The following is a 21,127-nucleotide window of genomic DNA, read 5'->3' as shown; positions in this document are numbered from 1 at the left end:
CCGGCCACCGCACACCACGCCGGCATCGGAAGTCTCTGGGCGTAGCCATCAAGGCATATACCAAGCAAGAGGCAGGGAGAACCGTCGCGGCGCGGTGATGACAGTAGGATTTGAAACGCGCTACAGTCTGGGACTGGCCGCCGCCGCAAGCGGCTCGCCGCGACAACAGGACGCGCTGCACGCCGGCTCCGCCGGCGGCAAGGGCTCCGCACTCAGGAGAACATCATGAAGACCAAATTGCTCGCCGCCGCTCTGATGCTGGCCGCGCAATGCCATGCGGCCGACGACCCCTATCTGTGGCTGGAGGCCGTACAAGGCCAGGATGCCCTGCAATGGGTACACCAGCAAAATGCCACCACCAGCAAAGAAGTGGAACACTGGCAGGATTTCCAGCCCTTGAAACAGGACATCCTGTCCATTCTCAACTCCGGCGCGCGCATCCCCGGCATCGAGAAGATAGGCGACCGCTACTACAACTTCTGGCGCGACGCAGAACATCCGCGCGGCCTGTGGCGCAGCAGCACGCTGGACGAATACCGCAAGGCCAGCCCGGCCTGGGAGACCGTGCTGGACCTGGACAAGTTGGCCAAGGATGAAAAGGAAAACTGGGTATGGCAAGGCGCCGACTGCGTCAAGCCGCAGCAAGACCGCTGCCTGCTCCGCCTGAGCCGCGGCGGCGGCGACGCCGCGGTGGTGAGGGAGTTCGACCTGGCCGGCAAGCGCTTCGTCGGCGACGGTTTCCTGGTGCCGGAAGCCAAGAGCGAAGTCAACTGGAAAGACCGCGACACGCTGTATGTCAGCACCGATTTCGGCAAGGACACGCTGACCGACTCCGGCTACCCGCGCATCGTCAAGGAATGGAAGCGCGGCCAGCCGCTGAGCGCCGCCCGCACCCTGTTCGAGGGAAAGCGCACCGACATCTCGGTCAACGCCAGCCATATCGACACCGCCGGCCATCACTACGACCTGATCAGCCAGGGCACCAGCTTCTTCAGCAATGACACCTATCTGAAGCAGGGCGAACAGTGGCAGAAGCTGGACAAGCCCGGCCACGTGGAGGCCGGCTTCTACGGCCCCTGGCTGCTGCTGAAACCGCGCCAGGACTGGAAAGTGGCCGGCCGCCGCTGGAAGTCCGGCAGCCTGCTGGCGATACGCGCGGACGACTACCAGCAGGGCAAGCGCGACTTCACCCCGCTGTTCCAACCCACCGCCACCACCTCGCTGTCCAGCAACGCCAGCACCCGCAACGCGCTGATCCTGACCGTGCTGGACAACGTCAAGAGCCGGCTGGTGGAATGGAAAGTGGTGGACGGCAAATGGCAATCGCGCCAAGTGACCGCGCCAGGCTATGGCAGCATAGACGTCAGCCCGGTGGACAACGACAGCTCCGACGACTACTTCTTCACCTTCACCGACTTCCTGACGCCGACCACGCTGTCGCTGGCCCATGCCGGCAGCGACGCGCGCGAGCTGCTGAAACAGCAGCCGGCCTTCTTCGACGCCAGCCGCTACCAGATCAAGCAGTTCTTCGCCCGCTCCGATGACGGCACCAAAGTGCCCTATTTCGTGGTGGCGCGCAAAGACCTGAAACTGAACGGCAAGAACCCCACCCTGCTCTACGGCTACGGCGGCTTTGAAGTGTCGATGACGCCCTACTACAGCGGCACTTTGGGCAAGGCGTGGCTGGAGAAGGGCGGCGTCTACGCGCTGGGCAATATCCGCGGCGGCGGCGAATACGGCCCGGCCTGGCACGAGGCGGCGCGCAAGCAGCATCGGCAAAAAGCCTACGACGACTTCTCGTCGATCGCCAGGGATCTCGCGCGCCGCGGCATCGCCGACGCGCATCATCTGGGCATCAAAGGCGGCAGCAACGGCGGCTTGCTGATGGGCGTGATGCTGACCAAGTACCCGCAGCTGTTCAACGCCATTGTCTGCCAGGTGCCGCTGCTGGACATGAAGCGCTTCAACAAGCTGCTGGCCGGCGCCAGCTGGATGGATGAATACGGCAATCCGGACAAGCCTTCCGACTGGGCCTATATCCGCAAGTACTCGCCGTACCAGAACATCCGCCGGGGCACACCGTATCCGGCCACGCTGTTCGTCACCTCGACGCTGGACGACCGCGTCCACCCCGGCCACGCCCGCAAGATGTTCGCCGCCATGAAGCAGATCGGCGCCGACGTCCGCTATTACGAGCGCACCGAGGGCGGCCACGGCGCGGCGGCCAACCACGACGAGGAAGCGCGCATCGCCGCGATGGAATACGCCTTCCTGTGGAAACAGCTGCGCTGACTCCGCTTACAACCCCGCCGCGGCGGGGTTTTTTCTGCTTGCAGCCGGCGGCAGGCCTAGGAGAGACCGATGCAATTTGAATGACCTACAGCAGCTCCTATAATGAAGCACAAGGCTCCCCCAGGGGGCCTGCACCTCCTTGATCCCTCTTCAGGAGCGGCAACTTGCCCATTCCCCGTCCCCACATCTGGTCACGGCCTGAGTTGCGCCTCGCCATAGCATTTATCTGCACGATGATAGTCGTCACAACCGTAGTCGTTTTGCAGACCGGATTACACCAGCGCCAGCAATTGCTTGCCACCTACCAGATACGCCTGGGCTATGTGATCCACACCCGCAACGTCATGCTGAGAAACCAATTCGACCAGTTGGCGCGCGATGTGCGCTTCCTCAGTTCCACGCCGCCGGTTTCCGGCATGGTCCGCGCCAGCGAGCATGGCGGCGTCGACCCGCAGGAAAGCTCCACAATGGCGGCCTGGAACGCGCGCCTAACCTCCATTTTCAGCGCCTTCCTCACCGCCAACCCGGAATTCTCGTCCATCCGCTTCATCGGCGTCGCCAACGGCGGGCAAGAACTGGTGCGGGCGCAACGCAATGCGCAGGGCCAGGTGGAAACCGCCTCGGCCAAGCAGCTGGCACCACACGGCAACCGCGACTACATGCGGGAAACCGTCAAGCTGCGGCCTGGACAGATATATTTCTCCGACATCAACTTGGGCTCTACGCACGGCAAACCGGCCAGCACCGGCGCGATCCCCACCATCCGCGTAGCCACTCCGATCCACGATCAGAACGGCAAGGTGTTCGGCATCGTGATCATCAACTTCAACGCGCGCAATCTGCTGGACTCGCTATTCCAGAGCATTCCGGTTGAACTGAAGCTCTACATCACCAACCAGGACGGCGACTATCTGGCCCAGCCGGACGCCAACCGCGTCTTCGGCTTTGTGAAGAAACAGCAATGGCGCTGGCAAGACGACTTCCATCCGGCCGCCGCCAAACCGGAACAGCTGGAAGACCTGCAGACTTACACATCGCCTCACGGCACCGCCTATGTCCGTTCGATAGATATCCCGTTCAACTCCGACTTTCCCAATCATTACGCCACCGTGCACGCGGTGCTGCAAGACCAGGATGTCGCCCGCATGGTGGACACCACCCGCCGCGCCACGCTGGCCACCACGCTCGGCATCTTTCTGCTGATAGGCGCCATATCCTCGCTTTACCTGAGAAAATACCGCCAAGCCAGCGCCAGGCAGGCGGAGCTGGCCGCCATCGTGGAAAGCTCTCACGACGCGATCATCGGCAAGACCCTGGATGGAACCATCACCAGCTGGAACAAGGGCGCGGAAAAGCTGTTCGGTTTTTCCGCCCAGGAAGCCATAGGACAGAAGCTGACCCAGCTGATCATTCCGGCGGAAGTCATGGCGGAAGAGGAGGCGTTGACGGAACAAGTCCGCAAGGGCAGCGCCATCATCAGCATGAACAGCATCAACCGCACCCGCAGCGGCCAGTGGATGGATGTGGCCATCACCATGTCGCCGATTCTGGGAAGCCACAAACAGGTGATAGGCATTGCCAAGACCATACGGGACATCAGCCGGCAGAAGGCGGCCGAGAAACAGATCCTGGAATTGAACGCCTCCCTGGAGCAGCAGGTGGAGGAGCGCACCGCGCAGATCCGCATCTACTCCGCGCTGCAGAACGCCATCCTGGCCAATGCCGGCTATGCCATCATCGCCACCGACCCGGAAGGCCTGATCACCCTGTTCAATCCGGCGGCCGAACGCATGCTGGGATACCGGTCGGAGGACATGTTGGGCCAGCAGTCCTTGACGCGCTTCCATAGCAAGAGCGAATTGGCCGCCCGGGCCGCCATGCTGTCCCAGGAATTGCAAGAAAACGTGGCCGCCGGCTTCGACGCCATCGTCGCCAAGTCAAGGCACGGCCAGTTCAACGAAAGCCAGTGGACCTATACCCGCCGCGACGGCAGCCTGCTGCCGGTGCTGCTGACGGTCTCCACGCTGGAAAACGAGGTCGGCACCATCACCGGCTACCTGGGCATCGCATCGGACATCACTCAGCGCGAGCAGGACAGGCGCGAGCTGGAGTCCGCGCGCGACCAGTTGGAGAAGGCCGCCGAAGTGGCCGAGCTGGGCATTTGGAACTGGAAAATAGACAGCGATACGCTGGAGTGGAACGACCGGATGTTCGAAATATACGACATCCCCAAATCTTTCAAGGCATTCGGCCTGTACTACAATCACTGGCGCTCGCGCGTCCATCCGGACGACATCGAGATGGCGGAGCTCAAACTGCAAGGCGCGCTGGAAGGAACCGACGTCTACAACCCCATCTTCCGCATCGTCCGGCAGGACGGCGAAGTCCGCTACGTGCAGGCCGCCGCGCTGATCGAATACGAAGCCAGCGGCAAGCCCCGCCGCATGCTGGGCATCAACCGCGACGTCACCCTGCAACGCCAGCAGGAAGACTGGCTGCTGGCGGCCAAAGCCGCCGCGGACAGCGCCAGCCGCGCCAAGTCGGAGTTTCTGGCCAATATGAGCCATGAAATCCGAACGCCGATGAACGCCATCCTCGGCATGCTGCAACTGCTGCAGCAGACCGGCCTGAACATGCGCCAAGCCGACTACACCGAGAAAGCCAGCACCGCGGCGCGCACGCTGCTGGCCATTCTCAACGACATCCTAGACTTCTCGCGGGTGGAGGCCGGCAAGCTGACGCTGGACCCCCATGCTTTCAGCCTGGACAAGCTGCTGCGCGACATCGGTGTGATCCTGTCCTCCAATGTGGGCAGCAAGGATGTCGAAATCCTGTTCGACATCGATCCCGAGCTGCCCAACTGGATCATCGGCGACGCCCTGCGCCTGCAGCAGATCCTGATCAACCTGTCAGGCAATGCCATCAAGTTCACCGAGCACGGCGAAGTGGTATTGTCGGCCCGGCTGCTGCACCAGGAAGGCAAGTTGATGAGAATCGCCTTCGCCGTGCGCGACACGGGCATAGGCATCTCGCCGGAACAGTGCCAGCGCATCTTCGAAGGCTTTTCACAGGCGGAGACCTCCACCGCGCGCCGCTATGGCGGCTCGGGCCTGGGCCTGGCCATCAGCCAGCGCCTGGTCAGCCTGATGGGCGGCCAACTTGATGTGAAAAGCACGCAGGGACAAGGCAGCACTTTCAGCTTCACCATCGAATGCGACAGGGCGGAAAGCGCATCGTCCGCCCCGGAGGCCAGCCGCATCTCGCTGCAGAGCCTGCGCTGCCTGGTGATCGAGGACAACGACACCGCGCGCGAAGCGCAAGGCGCCATCCTGAGCTCTTTCGGCTGGCAGGTGGACGTCGCCCGCAGCGGCGAGGAAGCGCTGGAAATGGTAGCGGAAGGCGGCCCGGAAAGGGACTACAACATCATCCTGATAGACTGGCGTATGCCTGGCATGGACGGCTGGGAAACCTGCAACCATCTGCGGCAGATGCAAAGCGGCAAGCACACGCCGGTGATCGTGATGGTCACCGCCTATGGACGCGAACTGTTTGCCCAGAGGCAGAAGCTGAATCCCGGCATCTTCGACAGCCTGCTGATCAAGCCGATCACCGCCTCCATGCTGTTCGACGCGGTGGCAGACGCCCACGCCAACCATGGCCAACCCACCCCGCAACCCAGCCGCCCAGCGGATCTCGAGCCCCGGCTGAACGGACTTCACCTGCTGCTGGTGGAGGATAACCTTACCAACCAGCAGGTCGCCCGCGAACTGCTGAACAATGAAGGCGCGCATGTGGATGTGGCCGATTGCGGACAGGCGGCGCTGCTTGCCATGCAGAAAGCCTCCCCCTTATACGACCTGGTGCTGATGGACATCCAAATGCCCGATATGGACGGCTACACCGTCACCAGGCTGATCCGCGCCAGCTTCTCCGCCGAGCAACTGCCCATCATCGCCATGACCGCCAATGTGATGCCGGCCGACCGCGAAGCCGCGCTGACGGCAGGCATGAACGATCACGTCGGCAAACCTTTTGACCTGACCCAACTGGTGGAAGTCATCCTGCACCACACCAGCCGCCAATCGGCTCCGCCCATGGCCCCGTCGCCTCCGCCGCAGGCGACGGCGGGCGGTAATCGGGTGATGAACAGCCAGGCGGCCATCCCGCGCTTCGGCGGCAATCTTGAAATCTACCGCCACACCCTGCTCAGTTTCTGCGATGAAATCCACTCGCTGCTGGCCAATCTGTCAAACGCGCGGCAACAGCAGCAGCGGGACCAGGCCGTGCAAGCCCTGCACACGCTGAAGGGCCTGGCCGCCACCGTCGGCGCCGAAGAGTTGGCCGGACTGGCCGCCGCGGAGGAAAAAGCCATGCGCGATCCCGCCCAGCCTTGGCCGGAAGACTTTTCGCCGCTGCAAGAGGCTGCGCAGCGCGCGGAGGCTGCCGCCCGGCTTGAGGCTCAGCAGCTGCCGCTCGCCGCCGTGGAAACAAACTCGGACGCCCCGACCGAACAGGACGCCGAAGACCTGCAGATCGGCCTGGTCGGCCTGCGGCACATGCTGAGCATGTCCAATCTGGACGCGATGAACGTTTTCGACCAGCTGAGGCAGCAATACTATCGCGTCATGCCGAATGAGTTCGACCAGCTCAACGACGCCATCATGAAAATGAACTTCGCGGCAGCCGCCAGCCTGTGCGCGGAGATCCTGCAACGGCAGAAGGTAGACCAGTCATGAACGACGACATCCCCTCCCCGACATCCGGCAGCCAAGGCTGCCGCCGCGGCCGGATACTGATAGTGGACGACCAGCCGACCAATATCGTGGTCGCCCACCAGATATTGCACCCGCTGCATGAGGTTTTCATGGCCACCAACGGCGAGCAGGCCATCGCCTTCTGTCAGAACACGCCGCCCGATCTGCTGTTGCTGGACGTGGAGATGCCGGGGATGAACGGCATGGAGGTATGCCGGCTGTTGAAACAGTGGCCGGACACTCGGGACATCCCGGTCATCTTCGTGACCGGACTCCAGAGCCAGGAGCAGGAAATGGCCTGCTGGGAGGCCGGCGCCGTGGACTTCGTCACCAAGCCGGTCACGCCGGCGACGCTGCGCAACCGGGTCCATGCCCATCTCACGCTGAAATTCCAGGCCGACCAGTTGCGGGAGCTGGCCTTCACCGACAGTCTGACCGGCATCGCCAACCGGCGCCTGTTCAATGAAAGGCTGGACCGTGAATGGCGGCATTGCCAGCGCCACCGCGCCAGCCTGGCCCTGATCCTGTCCGACATCGACCATTTCAAGAAATACAACGACCGCTACGGCAACCTGTCGGGAGACGAATGTCTGCAACAGGTGGCGCACACCTTGCAACTGCAGCTGAACCGGCCCTATGACCTGGCGGCGCGCCTGGGCGGAGAGGAGTTTGCCTGTCTGCTGCCGGAAACCAGCCTGGCGGGCGCCGTCTCCGTGGCCATCAAGATGGAAGCGGCGATCCGCGCCTTGCATATCGAACATGCCGACTCGGCGGCCGCCGATGTCGTCACCCTCAGCTTGGGCGTGGCCACCGTCGAACCGGACGCCGACAACAACAGCCAGCACCTGATTCAACTGGCCGACGATCAGCTCTATCTGGCCAAGAAAACCGGCCGCGCGCGCGTTTGCGCCGTTTAGCCGCCCGGCGGCTGCTCGGCCGCCGCGTGGCGGATCACCAGCAGGGAAATATCGTCGCTCGCCGCGTCGCCATGCATATGCGCCCTGACCGCTTCCAGAACGCCCTCGCCAATCCGGGCGGGCCAGCCCCTGCCCACCGCCTCCACCACCCCCGGCAAACCGAACATCACGCCGTTGCCGTCCTTCGCCTCGGTGATGCCGTCCGAACTCACCACCAGCACCTGCGACGGCTGCCAATCAAGCGACTGCATCGAATCGTCGAACGCCTCGGCCGGCAAAATGCCCAATGGCGGATGGGTGGAGTTGCAGCTGGCGGCCACTTCGGCCCGCTCGTTGAACAGCAGTACGCATGGCACACCGCCATTCCAGATGCTAACCCGCACGCCGTCCGGATCGATGGCGATCAGCGCCGCCGCCACAAAGCGCCCTCCCGGCAGCAGGCGGTGCAACTTCTGGTTGACCCCTCTGGCGATCTCGGCCATGCCGCAGCCCGCCTGGGTCATTTCATAGAAACAGTCGATCGCCGGCAAGGCGCTGATGGCCGCCGTCAGGCCGTGGCCAGTGCAGTCGGCCAGCATGATGTGCTCTCCGCCGGACGGCGGCTGGCAAATGATGATCAGGTCGCCATTGAAACCGGCTGCCGGGCTGAGATACTGCCAGACGTGGTCCGGCCTGGAGGTGCGCTGGCCTATCAGCCGCTCGATCAGCTCCAGCGCCAGCTGCTGCTCGACCTCGTTCTCGCGATAGTATTTCTCCAGCCGCACCGCATCCTGATTGATCTGGTTCTGCATTTCGGCGATGCGCAGGAAGACATGGATCTTGGCAGACAGCAGATCGAAGCTCACCGGCTTGGCCAGATAGTCGTCACCGCCCGACTTCAGCCCTCCCACCACGCTTTCCAATTCGTTCAGGCTGGTGAGAAAGATGATGGGCACCCAATGCTCGCCAAACATCCGGCGCAGCTCGGCGGTTGCCTGCAGGCCGTCCATTTCCGGCATGATGACATCCATCAGGATCAAATCCGGCACCTTGTCCCTGCAATAGGCCACCGCTTCCAATCCATTCTTAGCCGCCACGCATTGATAGCCCAGCTCCATGACAAACTGCTCGATGAAGTACCGGTTGGTGGCGCTATCCTCTACCAGCAAAATGGTCGTCGACGACATCGCTCCCTCTAGCCCATGTATGCTGCCGGTCGGCATGACATTGCGGCCTGGCCGTTAAGCCGGGCCGTCACCCGAACCCTGCCCTTGTCAATAGCATAGCCCACTATCGGCCGCCGCTGCGGCACATAATAGACCAGCCATCCCGCCCCGGCCTAGCCGATACGCCATCTGCGCCGCAATGCAAACATCCCCGACGCAGCAGGCGCCGCGGCGGGGATGGAACGGTCAGACAACCGGCCTAATCACTGCTGCGCCGGAGTATTCTCGGCGAAATATTCATGATTGTCCGCATTGTCCAGCGCCTGGGCGGGACTGCTCTTGGCCAGGTTTTTGGCGCCGGCCTGGCCGTAGACATGGTCCTGAGTGCCCGCGACGACGGTGAAATGCGACAGCTCATGCACCAGGGTGCCGCCCTTGGAGTCGGTTCCCTTGGTCGGAGCGGTCCAGAACGCGCCGCACAGGTAAACGGTGTAAGGCTGCGACGGATAAACGTAGGCATAAGTGCCGCCGTCGGTGCAGCTGCAATCCAGCTGGATCGGTTTGCTGTCCAGCGCATCCTTGATCTTCACGTAATGCGACTTGGCTGTGGCCCAGTTAGCCTGGCTGAACTTGCCGAACCACGTGGAATAGCGCGGAGTGCTGGATGGCGAGCCGTTCAGATAGGCCGCGGCCTCATCGGCCATCGCGCCCGCCGCCACCACGCCGTCGCGCGATTGCGACTGCTGGCTCACCGAGCAATTGCCGGCGTAACTGACGCCGCTTACCGCGCTGCGGCTGAGCGCCTGCCACTCCTGCTTGGCGGTGCGGGACTTGGTCAACAAGGAGCTGACGTGGCCCGAGCTATAGACGCCCACCACATTGGAGGCAATCGCCTCGTCCGCCTGCGGAGCCGCGGCCTGCTTGGCGCTGACGCCGGCCGGCAGGCTGCGGTTGAGCACCTTGTTGCTGCTGCTTTCAAAGCGGACGCTCAACTGGCCGGCCTTGGACAGGTCGTAGTACTCGGACACCCTCACCTTGGCGCTCAGCGTGGCGCCGGGAGCCAACGTCACGGTATCCCGCAGCGACGGCACCACGCGCTTGTAGCGCGGCCCCAGATACTCGACCGGCTTGCCGTCCACGTTCACCGCCAGGAATTGCTCCTGCAGATCCTTGCCCGGCACAAACCAGCGGTAGACATGCAAGGTCTCCTTGCCGGTATTGCGATAGGTCAAGGCCACATCAACCTCCTGGCCGGCGCTGATCACAGGCTGTCCCAAACTGACCTGCAGATCTGCGGCATGGGCTGCGGAAGCGGCCAACAGCAGGGCCGACACGGCGATAGGCAATCTCTTGTCCATTTTTTTCCCCTTTATTGGGTGTTTTTTACATCACGAAAAGTTATAAAGAACGCATTTGTCATGCGAATATAATTAATTGCATGAACAAGCCATGATCGCAATCAATAAAATCCGCATCGTTGCAACAATTCCACATGTCATAAAAATGCCACTCGTTTCATAGCCAACATCGCTGGGCTATAGTGGGGTAGAATTTAAGGTTACCTGCGCTGGGTGAGACCGATCCCGGCGCGCCGTTGCAACCCTCGACTGTTTTTCGACGGACTATGAATCAAGCATCTGAAAAGGCCCTGGTGGTTCTCTCCGGCGGCCAGGACTCCACCACCTGCCTGTACTGGGCGCTGCGGCGCTTCGGCGCCGGCAATGTGGAAGCTGTAACCTTCGACTACGGCCAGCGCCACCGCGTCGAACTGGAGTGCGCCAGGAAAATCGCCGCCCTCGCCGGCGTGCGCCAGACCGTGCTCCCGATCGATACCTTCGCCGCCATCGGCGGCAACGCGCTGACCGACGACAGCATCGCGCCGGAGTCCGGCGCGCGCGACGACGACGCGCTGCCCAACACCTTCGTGCCCGGCCGCAATCTGGTATTCCTCACCTTCGCGGCCGCCTTCGGCTACACCCGCGGCGCCCGCCATCTGGTAGCCGGAGTCGCCCAGACCGACTACTCCGGCTACCCGGACTGCCGCGAAAACACGCTGAAGGCGCTGGAAGTGGCGCTGCGGCTGGGCATGGATAGCCGGGTGGAGCTGCATGCTCCGCTGATGTATCTATCCAAGGCTGAAACTGTGACGCTGGCGCAACAGGTAGGCGCCATGGACGCCCTGGCCTGGAGCCACACCTGTTACAACGGCGAGGTGCCGCCTTGCGGCCGCTGCGCGTCATGCGAGCTGCGCGCCAAAGGCTTCGCCGAAGTGGGCGTGGCCGACCCGCTGGTAGCGCGCTGCCAGGCGGAAGCGCAAGGAAACTGACATGCACGCCTGTTACATGATGGCCGACGCCGGCTTTGAAGCGGCGCGGCGGCTGCATGCCGCTCCTGGCCGCGAAGCCCGCCTGCATGGCCACAGCTTCCGCCTCAGCGCCCGCTGCGAAGCCCAATACACCGACCAGGCCGCGCTGCAGGCAGCGTTGCAAGCCGCTGTGGCGCCACTGGATTACGCCGACCTCAACGCCGTGCTGGCCGCCTGCGACGACCTCGCCCTGGCTCGCCATGTGGCCCATGCCCTGCCCCATCCGGCAGCCATCAAGCTGCAAGGCGCGCCGGACCGCGGAGTGATGCTGGATGGCGCCCGGACACTGGTCTGGCTGAACGTGTCGTTCGAGGCCGCCCACTATCTGCCGCATGTGCCGGCGGGACACAAGTGCGGCCGCCTGCACGGCCATGGTTTCGGCGTGCGTCTAGCGGCCGATGCCGCCAGCTGCAACCAGCATGATCTGGCACGCGCCTGGGCGCCGCTGCACCGCCGCCTCGACCAGCATTACCTCAACGACATCGCCGGGCTGGACAATCCGACCAGCGAGGTGCTGGCGCACTGGCTGCATCAGCAGTTGCAAGGCGAGCTGCCGGGACTAGCCTGGGTGGAGGTGCGCGAGACGCACAGCGCCGGCAGCCAGTTCGACGGCCAACGCTTCCGCATCTGGAAAGAACAGCGCTTCGAAAGCGCCATGCCCTTCGACGCGGCCGGCAACTACACCGGCCACAGCTATCTAGTGCGGCTGATGCTGGCCGGCGACATCGACCGCACCATGGGCTGGCTGCTGGATTTCGGCGATGTGAAGGACCGCTTCAAGCCCATCTACCGCCAGTTGGACCACAACCCGCTGGACAAGCTGTCCGGGCTGCGCAGCCGGGACAACGCCGCCGTGGCCGAGTGGATCCATGCCCAACTGTCGCCGCTGGTTCCGGAGCTGGCCCGCATCGACCTGATGGAAAACGAGCACGCCGGCGTGTCGCTGCACTTCAATCAGGACATGCGCTGGCCGCTGCTGTAAGCCATCCACTTCGAGATACCGCTGTGACTACCTATACCGTCAAGGAAATCTTCTACACGCTGCAGGGCGAGGGCCGCCAGGCCGGCCGCGCCGCGGTGTTCTGCCGCTTCGCCGGCTGCAATCTATGGTCGGGCCGCGAGGAGGACCGCGGCAAGGCGGTCTGCCAGTTCTGCGATACCGACTTCGTCGGCACCGGCCCGGACGGCGGCAAGTTCAGCGGCGCGGCCAAGCTAGCGGCGCGTATCGCCAGCGAATGGCCCGAGGACGCAGGCGGCGTGCGCTACGTGGTGTGCACCGGCGGCGAGCCGCTGCTGCAACTGGACGAAGCGCTGATCCGCGCGCTGCACGCCGAGGGCTTTGAAGTGGCGGTGGAAACCAACGGCACCATCGCCGCGCCGGCCGGACTGGACTGGATCTGCGTCAGCCCCAAGGCGGGATCGGAGCTGAAGCAGCTGTCCGGCAACGAGCTGAAGCTGGTCTACCCGCAACAGGCGCAACTGCCGGAAACCGTGTCCCATCTGGATTTCGACACCTTTTACCTGCAACCGATGGACGGGCCCGACATCGCCGCCAACACCCGCGCCGCCATCGAATACTGCATGGCCCACCCGAAATGGCGGCTGTCGGTGCAGACCCACAAGGTGGTGCATATCCGCTAAAGGCCCAGTCAGGCCGTGCAATGCGGCCTGGCTTTCCCCCTATCTCCTTCTCGCCACGCCAATTAGGTCAAACGGCCTGCGCATGCGATCTATGCGTCCATGATAAAGCGCACTATAACGACGGGAGCATCAACACCGGATGATATGTGGCAGTCGTCCGGCACGACGATCCTGGCGCGCTGGAATATTTTTTCCCCTCCCGCGTAAGAAAGCCGAAGACACCCCGACTCAACCTTTGTCAGGCGATGCTTCAGCCCACCAGGACTGTAATGACCCGCCACTTCCGGCGACCAATCGCCATTCACCGACTTGGTGAACTTCCCAGGAGAAAGCCATGAACCGCAACAAGACTCTGATCGCATCCGCACTCGGCGCCGTCATCGCCATGGGCGTACTGGCCAGCACCCCGGCGGCAGCGGCCGATAAAGACCCGTGTTTCGGCATCGCCAAGGCCGGCCAGAACGACTGCAAGAACGCCAGCCACGCCTGCGCGGGCCAGGCCAAAACGGACAATGACCCGACCGACTTCAAGCTGGTTCCAGCCGGCACTTGTCAGCAAATGGGCGGTCAAAGCAAGCCGATGTAATTTTCCCTGGTGGCAACCCCAGCCACTTTGATTACCATACGTTCACCGCCCGGCAGCTTCGCCTGCCGGGCCATACCACCCAGGAGTCAGACATGAACCAGAACAAAGCCCTCATCGCATCCGCGCTCGGCGCCGTCATCGCCATGGGCGTCCTCACCGCCGCTCCGGCGTCCGCCGCAGACAAGGAAAAGTGTTACGGCATCGCCCAGGCGGGCAAGAACGACTGCGCCTCCGCCACCGGCGCCCATTCCTGCGCCGGCCAGGCCAAGACGGACAAGGACCCGGGCGACTGGAAATACGTGGCCAAGGGCAGTTGCGAAAAGATGGGCGGCAGCACGGCCGTCAAAAAAAACTAAGCCTGACCGCAACAAGCCCGCTTCCCGGCGGGCTGTCCTCCCGCCCTACAGGAAGTCATCGATGTCCATCCTGCCCAATGTCTGTGGCATAGGCCTGCGCGCCCCGCACTACCGCGAAACGCTGGAAACCCTGCCGCCGCTGGGCTGGGTTGAGGTGCATAGTGAAAACTTCTTCGATGGCGGCACGCCGCTCGCCATGCTCAGACGCGTGGCCGCCCACTGGCCGCTGTCGCTGCATGGCGTCGGCCTGGGCCTGGGCTCCTGTCCCCGCCCCGACGCCGCACACCTGGCGTCGCTGAAGCGGCTGGTGGACGAGCTCAATCCAGCATCCATCTCCGAGCACCTGTCGTTCAACCATTCGCCGCTGCGCTACGTCAACGATCTGCTGCCCGTTCCGTACACCCGCGCCGCGCTCGACGCGATCGCCGGCCATGTGGCGGAAACCCAGGACACGCTGCAGCGCCGCATCCTGCTGGAAAACCTGTCCAGCTACGTCGAGTTTCCCGGCAATGAAATGAACGAGGGCGAATTCCTGGCTGAATTGGTGCGCACCACCGGTTGCGGCATCCTGCTGGACGTCAACAATCTCTACGTCAACCGCGTCAATCTCGGCACCGACACCCGCGCGGTGCTGGCAGCCCTGCCCGCCGACGCGATAGGTGAAATCCACCTGGCCGGCTACAGCGAGCGCGAGGGCCTGCTGGTGGACACCCACAGCCAGCCGGTGCATGACGGCGTCTGGCAATTCTTCCGCGAAGTGATCGCGCAGATCGGCCCGCGGCCGACCCTGATCGAATGGGACATGGAGATTCCACCGCTGGCGGTGCTGCTGGACGAGGCCGCCAAGGCGCAAGCGATACTGGAGGCCCGCCATGAATTGGCATGACTGGCAAAGCGCATTGCTGGAGGCGATTGCCGACCCCGCCCAGCAAGAGCCTCCCGCCGGGTTGCAGCTGCGGGCCGCCGGACTGGCGGTATACCGCAACAACTACCGGGTCGGCCTGATCGACGCGCTGTCCCACAGCCACCCGGTTTGCCTGCAGCTGGTGGGAGAGGAGTTCTTCACCGCGCTGGCGCGCGAATACGTCAAGGGCCACGCTTCGCACAGCGGCAATCTGCACCTGTACGGCGATGCCTTCGCCGATTTCATCGCCGGTTTCGCACACTGCCGCGACCTGCCCTACCTGGCCGATGTCGCCCGCCTGGAATGGGCGGTGCACCGCAGCTACTACGCCGCCGACATCCAGCCGCTAGACAGCGGCGCGCTGGCTGCCATCGCTCCGGAACAATGGGACCAGCTCTGCTTCACACCCTTGCCGGACGTGGCGCTATGCGCCGCCGCCACTCCGGCGGCCAGCATCTGGCTCGCGCACCGCGATGGCGGCTCGCTGGAAGGCATTTTGCAGCGACCGGCGGAAAACGCCCTGGTGCTGCGCCGGCATGGCGAGGTCCAGGTGCTGGCGCTGGATCCGGCCCGCCACGCTTTTTACGCCGCGCTGTTCAAGCGGCAACCGCTGGGGAACGCCATCGGCCCGGCCCTGCAGCTCGATGAAGGCTTCGATCTGCAGGCCGCCTTGCTCGGCCTGTTTCAGCCACCCCTGCTCTCCGCCATCCACTTGCAAGGCTCAAGCACATGAACAAACCTCTCCAAGCTCCCGTATGCGCCTATCAGCTGTTGATCCGCGCCGGCAATCTGCTGCAGCCGCTGGTGCTGCTGTTGCTGCGGCTGTGGATCGCCCATGTCTTCTTCAGCTCCGGCCTGACCAAGATCGCCGACTGGGACGTGACTCTGGCCTTGTTCACCGACGAATACCATGTACCGCTGCTGCCGCCGGCCGTGGCCGCGGTGATGGCCACCTGCGGCGAACTGGGCCTGTCTTCCTTGCTGGCATTCGGGTTGGGCGGACGCTTCGCCGCCTCCGGCCTGTTCATTCTCAACGCTGTCGCCGTCATCAGCTATCCGGACCTGACCGAAGCCACGCGCCAGTTCCACTATTTCTGGGGCGCGCAGATCCTGGTGCTGCTAGCCTTCGGCCCCGGCCTGGTGTCGCTGGACCGGCTGGTTCAATGGTGGCTGCAAAAGCGCGGCGGCCATTCCCAGAGCTGACAAAACCCGGTTGCGGAGCGGAAAACGGTAAAAGACGTGGCATAATAAAGCAAACCACCCTGATGCCGATCGCACAATGAGCACACTGAAAACCCTGGTAGTACTCGCTCCGCAACCGGACCCCCAGCACATCACCGACATCGCCCATCTGGCGGAGGCCCCGCATCTGGACCACCCCGGCGCCGATATCGTGCGCATGCGCGGAGCCAAAGCGGAACGCCGCCAGGAAGTGATCGCGCTGTGCCACCGTCACGGCTACGACGCCGCCTACATCGACAACGGCAAGCATCTGGGCGACTTCCGCCTGCTGGTGTCCGACATGGACTCCACGTTGATCAATATCGAGTGCATAGACGAAATCGCCGACATCAAGGGCATCAAGCCGCAAGTGGCGGAGATTACGGAAAGGGCGATGCGCGGCGAACTGGACTTTTCCGCCGCGCTGCAGGAAAGGGTGGCGCTGCTGGCAGGCCTGCCGGAATCGGCATTGGAACAGGTGTACCGCGAGCGGCTGCGGCTCAATCCCGGCGCGGAGCAGCTGCTGTCGGCCTGCCGCAGGCTGGGTATCAAGACCCTGCTGGTGTCCGGCGGCTTCACCTATTTCACCGACAGGCTGAAAGCCGACTACGGCCTGGACTACGCCTACGCCAACCAGCTGGAAATCGTCGATGGCCGTCTGACCGGCCGCCTGAGCGGCGAGATCATCGACGCCGTCGCCAAGAAACAGCTGCTGATGGCGACCCGCTCCGCGCTCAAGCTGAAGCCGGAGCAGGTGATGGCTGTCGGCGACGGCGCCAACGACTTGCCGATGCTGCAAGAGGCCGGCATCGGCGTCGCCTATCACGCCAAACCCAGGGTCAGCGCCGCAGCCGACATCGCCATCGAGCACGGCGGCCTGGACGCCATCCTGCAGCTGTATCACTGAGCGATGGACATGCAAGACACCAAGGCCCCCGACCTGCTGCAACTGGATACCGTCAGCTTTGATGCGGATCTGCCTTTTCTGGCGCAGGTGCGGGAGGGCGACTACTCGCCGCGGCTGCAGAGGGAAACCCGGCTGGCGCTGCGCGTGCTGGCCGCGCCGGGCGAAACGCCGGACGACAGCAACCCGGTGCTGCTTAGACTGGAAGCCAAGCTGGACCTGGCGCTGGAGGTTTCGCTACTGGAGCGCCACCCGGACCGCCCCACCTGCACGCCCTGCCGGCTGGGCCTCAATTCGGTGGCCTGGCAGGATAGCCAGTCCTGGCCGCTGGGCCAGCCGCTGCTGATCTCGCTCTACCCCAACCCGGACTCCGCGCTCAGCCTGTGCCTCAATGGCTACGTCACCCAGTGCGACAGCCTGTCGCAACAGCACCATCTGCTGGTTGCCGACATTCGCGGCACATTCGATCTGGACACCCATCTGATGTGGGAGAAATGGGTATTCCGCCGCCACCGCCGCGCCATACTGGAGCGCTGAGGCTCCGGCTCAACCGCCGGTCATCGACATGAAGCGCACCAGCTTCTGCGGCTGCTCGAGAAACTCGTGGCGCTCGGGTTTCAGCTCTATCGCCAGCCGGATCGCCTCCTCCAGGCCGGCATCGTCAATGCCGGCGCGCAGCAAGGGCCGCAACTCCATCTTCTCCTCCTGCCCCAGGCACATGTACAGGGTGCCATCCACCGACAGCCGCACGCGGTTGCAGGTCGCGCAGAAGTGCTGCGAAATCGGCGTGATCACCCCCAGCGAAAAGCGGCCGTCGGCGCTGCCCCAGTAGCGGGCCGGCCCGCCTCCCAGCGTACAGGTCTGCGCCACCAGGCCAAACTGGCCGCATAAACGCCGCAGCACCGGCTGTAGATCAAGATAATGCGCGGCGCGGCCGGTATCGCCCATCGGCATGGTTTCAATCAACCGCAGGATGAAGCCATGCTCGATGCAGAAAGCGACCATGGCTTCGATGTCCTGCTCGTTGACCCCGCGCATCGCCACCATATTGATCTTGATCGGCGCGAAGCCGGCGGCCTTAGCCGCCATCAAGCCCTCCAACACCCGCGGCAGGCTGTCGCTGCCGGTGATCTGCTCGACGCAATCGCCGCGCAGCGAATCCAGGCTGAGATTGATGCGGCGCACGCCGGCCTGCCGCAATGCCAGCGCATGACGCTGCAGCTGGGTGCCGTTGGTCGTCAGCGACAGGTCGTCCAGCCCGGGCAGGGCGGACAGCCTGGCCGCCAGTTCGGGCAGATTGCGTCTGAGCAGCGGCTCGCCGCCAGTCAAGCGCACGCGACGGGTACCCAGCCGCGCAAACACCGCCACCACCCGCTCGATTTCGTCGAAAGTCAGCCAGTTGGCCGGCTCTTCGAAACCCTTGAAGCCCTTGGGCAGGCAATAGCTGCAACGCAGGTCGCAGCGGTCGGTCACCGACAGCCGCAGATACTCGATGGCGCGACCAAAACGATCAATCAGCATGCATCCTCCAACACCTTCTCTCACTTGATTCCATTTGGTCGCCGTCGCCGACGCAATCTGTCGCCATTTTGGCAATTTGACACTGCCGCTCATCACAACAGCTAACAAGCTCTATCTGAATTGTACTGCAGCAGTCCCCGCTTCACCGCTCAACATCATCGATAGCTGGCAAAACCAAAATGCATAACCATTGCCGCAGCAAAACCCGCGACTTCGCGGCATCGATCATACCAATGTCAGGCCATGCGCATGAAAAATCCCGCAACATTAATTGAAAGCACCAGCTACTTAACATTTAGATCAACAAGTTAGCAATAATTTACTGACAAAATTGCCATACAGAATGTTACAAAAACACTCAACTTGTCACAATTCGCCGTTCTTATACTGGCCTCTCCAGTTTAATCAAATTGGATATCCCGCCGATCATGAAAACACAGCGCAGCCGGACTCGCCAACACTCGGCAAGTCCCGCCCACAGATCGCAAGCGGCAGGATAGGGCCGCCATCCGCCATGCCGCGCGGACCCGGCCCGGCCCCTCAAAGGAGAACTAGAAACATGGCAAATGCCTTCAAAATAAAAATGGTGGTCGCCGCCCTGGCGGCAGCGGTTTCCTCCAGCGCGATGGCCGCCGCGGCCTTCGATCTGGGCAAGGTCGAACAAGCCGCGCCATCGCAACAACTGACCGTGACCGTAGCCCTGAACCTGCGCGACCGCGACGCCGCCACCCGCTATCTGCAAGCGGTTCACAGCCCCGCCGACGCCAACTATCACAGATTCCTGACCCCGGCCGAGTTCCGCGCCCGCTTCGCGCCCAACGACGCCACCGTCAGCCGCGTCAGCGCCCACCTGCAGGCCGCCGGCCTGACCGTAAAGCGCATAGGCAGCACCCTGCTGCAGGTCAGCGGTCCGGCCGCCACCGTGCAACAGGCCTTCGGCGCGGAAGTCCATGTGTTCCAAAACAAGACCGCCGTCCAAGGCACAGCCCGCTACATCGCGCCAGTGCGCACCGCGACGCCCAAGGTTGACCTGAGCGAAGTACAAGCCGTGATCGGCCTGGACAGCCGCCCGCATTTCCGCCCGCACCTGCGCCAGGTGCCCAACCATCTGCAACCCTCTCTCGGCAAGGGTGCCAGCGCGGTGACCAGCGGCAACGCCCCCGGCCAGTGGACCGTGACCGACCTGGCACGCCACTATGACATCACCCCACTTTACAACAAAGGCATCCATGGCAAGGGCAGCACCATCGGCATCGTCACCCTGGCCAGCTTCACGCCGTCCGACGCCTTCCAATACTGGAGCGCCGTCGGCCTGTCCACCGACCCCAACCGCCTGAGCATCGTCAACATCGACGGCGGTCCCGGCGCGCCCAGCGACACCGGCGGCTCCGACGAGACCACGCTGGACGTGGAGCAATCCGGCGGCATCGCTCCGGACGCCAAGATCATTGTCTACCAGGCGCCCAACACCACCCAGGGCTTTGTCGACGCCTTCGCCCAGGCCATAGAAAGCAACAGCGCCGACACGCTGTCGGTCAGCTGGGGCGAGTGGGAATGGTTTGACCAGCAAAGCCAGGCGGTGGACCCGGTGAACGGCAAGACCACCAATGTGCTGCAGGCCTACCATGACCTGTTCCTGCAGGCCGCGCTGCAAGGCCAGACCCTGTTCGCGGCCTCTGGCGACTCCGGAGCCTACGATGTCAACCGCGCCGCCCCCCTGCCGCAATACAACAAGGTGCTGTCGGTGGACAGCCCCGCCAACCAGCAATTCATCACCGCGGCCGGCGCCACCACCGTTCCCACCACTCTCACCTTCCACCCCAACGGCAAGGAGATGAAAGTGAAGATCTCCACCGAGCGCGCCTGGGGCTGGGACTACCTGAACGGCCTGTGCAAGGCGCTGGGCAAGGATCAGGTGGCGTGCGGCATCTTCCCGGTGGGCGACGGCGGCGGCGTCAGCGGCTTCATCAGCCGTCCGTTCTACCAGAACTGGATACCCGGCATGCAGAACACCCCAGCCGGCCAGCAACTGGTTGATAGCAGCCAGACCCCGCCGCAGGTGATCGGCAGCGTGCCGGCCAACTTCAAGGGCCGCAATCTGCCCGACATCTCGATGAACGGCGACCCGGAAACCGGCTACGTGGTGTACTACACCTCGGACAAGAACGGCTTCGCCATCCAGAGCAACAGCGGCGGCACCAGCTTCGTCGCGCCGCAGCTGGCCGGCATCACCGCCCTGCTCAACCAGTCGATGGGCGGCCGCCTGGGCCTGCTCAACTTCTCGCTGTACAGCCTGCTGGCCACCGGCCACGCCTATCACGGTTTCGGCCACCACGGCGCGCCGTTGCGCGACATCACCGCCGGCGGCAACTGGGGCTACAACGCGCACCGCGGCTACGATCAGGCTACCGGCGTCGGCGCGCCCGACGTCGCCAACCTGGACGCGGCGCTGCACCGCTACTTCTGGTTCTGATCCAGCCTTAGGCTGGCAACGCAAACGGCCTTCGCACGCGAAGGCCGT

18 protein-coding genes are annotated in these 21,127 nt (G+C 63.6%); 15 read left to right on the top strand and 3 right to left on the bottom strand.

The features are described from left to right. Positions 1–97: 97 nt before the first annotated feature. The 4 genes from BI347_RS24790 (at position 98) to BI347_RS06175 (ending at position 7,963) form a co-directional block, all read left to right on the top strand. The gene (locus BI347_RS24790) at positions 98–229 is read left to right on the top strand and encodes a hypothetical protein (protein ID WP_275637133.1); all 132 of its coding nucleotides are present in this window, start codon (positions 98–100) and stop codon (positions 227–229) included. Continuing rightward, positions 226–2,292, top strand: a complete 2,067-nt coding sequence (locus BI347_RS06185) for a prolyl oligopeptidase family serine peptidase (RefSeq protein WP_071111025.1) — start codon at positions 226–228, stop codon at positions 2,290–2,292. The genes BI347_RS24790 and BI347_RS06185 overlap by 4 nt, the downstream gene beginning before the upstream one ends. 233 nt (positions 2,293–2,525) lie before the next feature. Next, positions 2,526–7,028, top strand: a complete 4,503-nt coding sequence (locus BI347_RS06180; RefSeq protein ID WP_083338724.1) for a PAS domain S-box protein — start codon at positions 2,526–2,528, stop codon at positions 7,026–7,028. Further along, a complete protein-coding gene (locus BI347_RS06175; protein ID WP_071111027.1) occupies positions 7,025–7,963 on the top strand; it encodes a GGDEF domain-containing response regulator in 939 nt (312 codons plus the stop codon). Before BI347_RS06180 ends, BI347_RS06175 begins: the two co-directional genes overlap by 4 nt. Here the strand turns inward: BI347_RS06175 and BI347_RS06170 are convergent. Both BI347_RS06170 and BI347_RS06165 read right to left on the bottom strand, forming a co-directional pair. Further along, positions 7,960–9,129, bottom strand: coding sequence for a PP2C family protein-serine/threonine phosphatase (locus BI347_RS06170; protein ID WP_071115514.1), 1,170 nt, complete (start codon positions 9,127–9,129; stop codon positions 7,960–7,962). The genes BI347_RS06175 and BI347_RS06170 overlap by 4 nt on opposite strands. Before the next feature lie 242 nt (positions 9,130–9,371). Further along, the gene (locus BI347_RS06165) at positions 9,372–10,466 is read right to left on the bottom strand and encodes a M35 family metalloendopeptidase (protein WP_071115513.1); all 1,095 of its coding nucleotides are present in this window, start codon (positions 10,464–10,466) and stop codon (positions 9,372–9,374) included. A 266-nt stretch (positions 10,467–10,732) separates the two neighbouring features. Between BI347_RS06165 and queC the strand changes: the two genes are divergently transcribed. From queC to BI347_RS06115, 10 genes are all read left to right on the top strand, one after another. Beyond that, positions 10,733–11,434, top strand: coding sequence for a 7-cyano-7-deazaguanine synthase QueC (queC, locus tag BI347_RS06160; protein ID WP_071111030.1), 702 nt, complete (start codon positions 10,733–10,735; stop codon positions 11,432–11,434). A gap of 1 nt (position 11,435) precedes the next feature. Further along, on the top strand, positions 11,436–12,455 hold the full coding sequence (locus BI347_RS25095) for a 6-pyruvoyl trahydropterin synthase family protein (RefSeq protein ID WP_071115512.1): 1,020 nt from the start codon (positions 11,436–11,438) through the stop codon (positions 12,453–12,455). Between the two features lie 23 nt (positions 12,456–12,478). Next, a complete protein-coding gene (gene queE, locus BI347_RS06150; protein ID WP_071115511.1) occupies positions 12,479–13,114 on the top strand; it encodes a 7-carboxy-7-deazaguanine synthase in 636 nt (211 codons plus the stop codon). Positions 13,115–13,448: 334 nt separating this feature from the next. Beyond that, positions 13,449–13,700 (top strand): BufA1 family periplasmic bufferin-type metallophore, encoded by a 252-nt coding sequence (locus BI347_RS06145; protein ID WP_071111033.1) that lies wholly within the window; start codon positions 13,449–13,451, stop codon positions 13,698–13,700. Positions 13,701–13,792: 92 nt separating this feature from the next. Continuing rightward, positions 13,793–14,056, top strand: a complete 264-nt coding sequence (locus BI347_RS06140) for a BufA1 family periplasmic bufferin-type metallophore (RefSeq protein ID WP_071111034.1) — start codon at positions 13,793–13,795, stop codon at positions 14,054–14,056. A gap of 61 nt (positions 14,057–14,117) precedes the next feature. After that, positions 14,118–14,942 carry an MNIO family bufferin maturase gene (gene bufB / locus BI347_RS06135; protein WP_071111035.1) on the top strand — a complete coding sequence of 275 codons (825 nt, stop codon included), beginning with the start codon at positions 14,118–14,120 and terminating at the stop codon, positions 14,940–14,942. Further along, positions 14,929–15,693, top strand: a complete 765-nt coding sequence (locus tag BI347_RS06130; protein ID WP_071115510.1) for an HvfC/BufC N-terminal domain-containing protein — start codon at positions 14,929–14,931, stop codon at positions 15,691–15,693. Before bufB ends, BI347_RS06130 begins: the two co-directional genes overlap by 14 nt. Beyond that, entirely contained in the window at positions 15,690–16,163 is a 474-nt protein-coding gene (locus BI347_RS06125; protein WP_071115509.1) for a DoxX family protein, read from the top strand. Before BI347_RS06130 ends, BI347_RS06125 begins: the two co-directional genes overlap by 4 nt. 76 nt (positions 16,164–16,239) lie before the next feature. Then, positions 16,240–17,088 carry a phosphoserine phosphatase SerB gene (gene serB / locus BI347_RS06120; protein ID WP_071115508.1) on the top strand — a complete coding sequence of 283 codons (849 nt, stop codon included), beginning with the start codon at positions 16,240–16,242 and terminating at the stop codon, positions 17,086–17,088. 9 nt (positions 17,089–17,097) lie between these two features. Continuing rightward, positions 17,098–17,622 carry a hypothetical protein gene (locus BI347_RS06115; protein ID WP_071112007.1) on the top strand — a complete coding sequence of 175 codons (525 nt, stop codon included), beginning with the start codon at positions 17,098–17,100 and terminating at the stop codon, positions 17,620–17,622. A 9-nt stretch (positions 17,623–17,631) separates the two neighbouring features. On the opposite strand, the gene moaA is transcribed toward BI347_RS06115, so the two are convergent. Next, the gene (moaA, locus tag BI347_RS06110) at positions 17,632–18,606 is read right to left on the bottom strand and encodes a GTP 3',8-cyclase MoaA (protein WP_071111039.1); all 975 of its coding nucleotides are present in this window, start codon (positions 18,604–18,606) and stop codon (positions 17,632–17,634) included. Between the two features lie 559 nt (positions 18,607–19,165). Between moaA and BI347_RS06105 the strand changes: the two genes are divergently transcribed. Further along, positions 19,166–21,079: a S53 family peptidase gene (locus BI347_RS06105; RefSeq protein WP_071111040.1), complete on the top strand. Its 1,914-nt coding sequence runs from the start codon at positions 19,166–19,168 to the stop codon at positions 21,077–21,079. Positions 21,080–21,127: the final 48 nt, after the last annotated feature.

The sequence above is a fragment of the Chromobacterium sphagni genome, assembly GCF_001855575.1.
Taxonomy (GTDB): domain Bacteria; phylum Pseudomonadota; class Gammaproteobacteria; order Burkholderiales; family Chromobacteriaceae; genus Chromobacterium; species Chromobacterium sphagni.
This window is presented reverse-complemented; position numbering and strand designations above follow the sequence as displayed.

Coding starts and splice junctions, on each gene's coding strand:
- serB (WP_071115508.1), top strand. CDS start 16,240: ATGAGCACACTGAAAACCCTGGTAGTACTCGCTCCGCAACCGGACCCC.
- BI347_RS06145 (WP_071111033.1), top strand. CDS start 13,449: ATGAACCGCAACAAGACTCTGATCGCATCCGCACTCGGCGCCGTCATC.
- BI347_RS06125 (WP_071115509.1), top strand. CDS start 15,690: ATGAACAAACCTCTCCAAGCTCCCGTATGCGCCTATCAGCTGTTGATC.
- BI347_RS06180 (WP_083338724.1), top strand. CDS start 2,526: ATGATAGTCGTCACAACCGTAGTCGTTTTGCAGACCGGATTACACCAG.
- BI347_RS06115 (WP_071112007.1), top strand. CDS start 17,098: ATGCAAGACACCAAGGCCCCCGACCTGCTGCAACTGGATACCGTCAGC.
- BI347_RS06105 (WP_071111040.1), top strand. CDS start 19,166: ATGGCAAATGCCTTCAAAATAAAAATGGTGGTCGCCGCCCTGGCGGCA.
- queC (WP_071111030.1), top strand. CDS start 10,733: ATGAATCAAGCATCTGAAAAGGCCCTGGTGGTTCTCTCCGGCGGCCAG.
- BI347_RS06140 (WP_071111034.1), top strand. CDS start 13,793: ATGAACCAGAACAAAGCCCTCATCGCATCCGCGCTCGGCGCCGTCATC.
- moaA (WP_071111039.1), bottom strand. CDS start 18,606: ATGCTGATTGATCGTTTTGGTCGCGCCATCGAGTATCTGCGGCTGTCG.
- BI347_RS06175 (WP_071111027.1), top strand. CDS start 7,025: ATGAACGACGACATCCCCTCCCCGACATCCGGCAGCCAAGGCTGCCGC.
- BI347_RS06170 (WP_071115514.1), bottom strand. CDS start 9,129: ATGTCGTCGACGACCATTTTGCTGGTAGAGGATAGCGCCACCAACCGG.
- BI347_RS06130 (WP_071115510.1), top strand. CDS start 14,929: ATGAATTGGCATGACTGGCAAAGCGCATTGCTGGAGGCGATTGCCGAC.
- BI347_RS25095 (WP_071115512.1), top strand. CDS start 11,436: ATGCACGCCTGTTACATGATGGCCGACGCCGGCTTTGAAGCGGCGCGG.
- BI347_RS06185 (WP_071111025.1), top strand. CDS start 226: ATGAAGACCAAATTGCTCGCCGCCGCTCTGATGCTGGCCGCGCAATGC.
- BI347_RS06165 (WP_071115513.1), bottom strand. CDS start 10,466: ATGGACAAGAGATTGCCTATCGCCGTGTCGGCCCTGCTGTTGGCCGCT.
- BI347_RS24790 (WP_275637133.1), top strand. CDS start 98: ATGACAGTAGGATTTGAAACGCGCTACAGTCTGGGACTGGCCGCCGCC.
- bufB (WP_071111035.1), top strand. CDS start 14,118: ATGTCCATCCTGCCCAATGTCTGTGGCATAGGCCTGCGCGCCCCGCAC.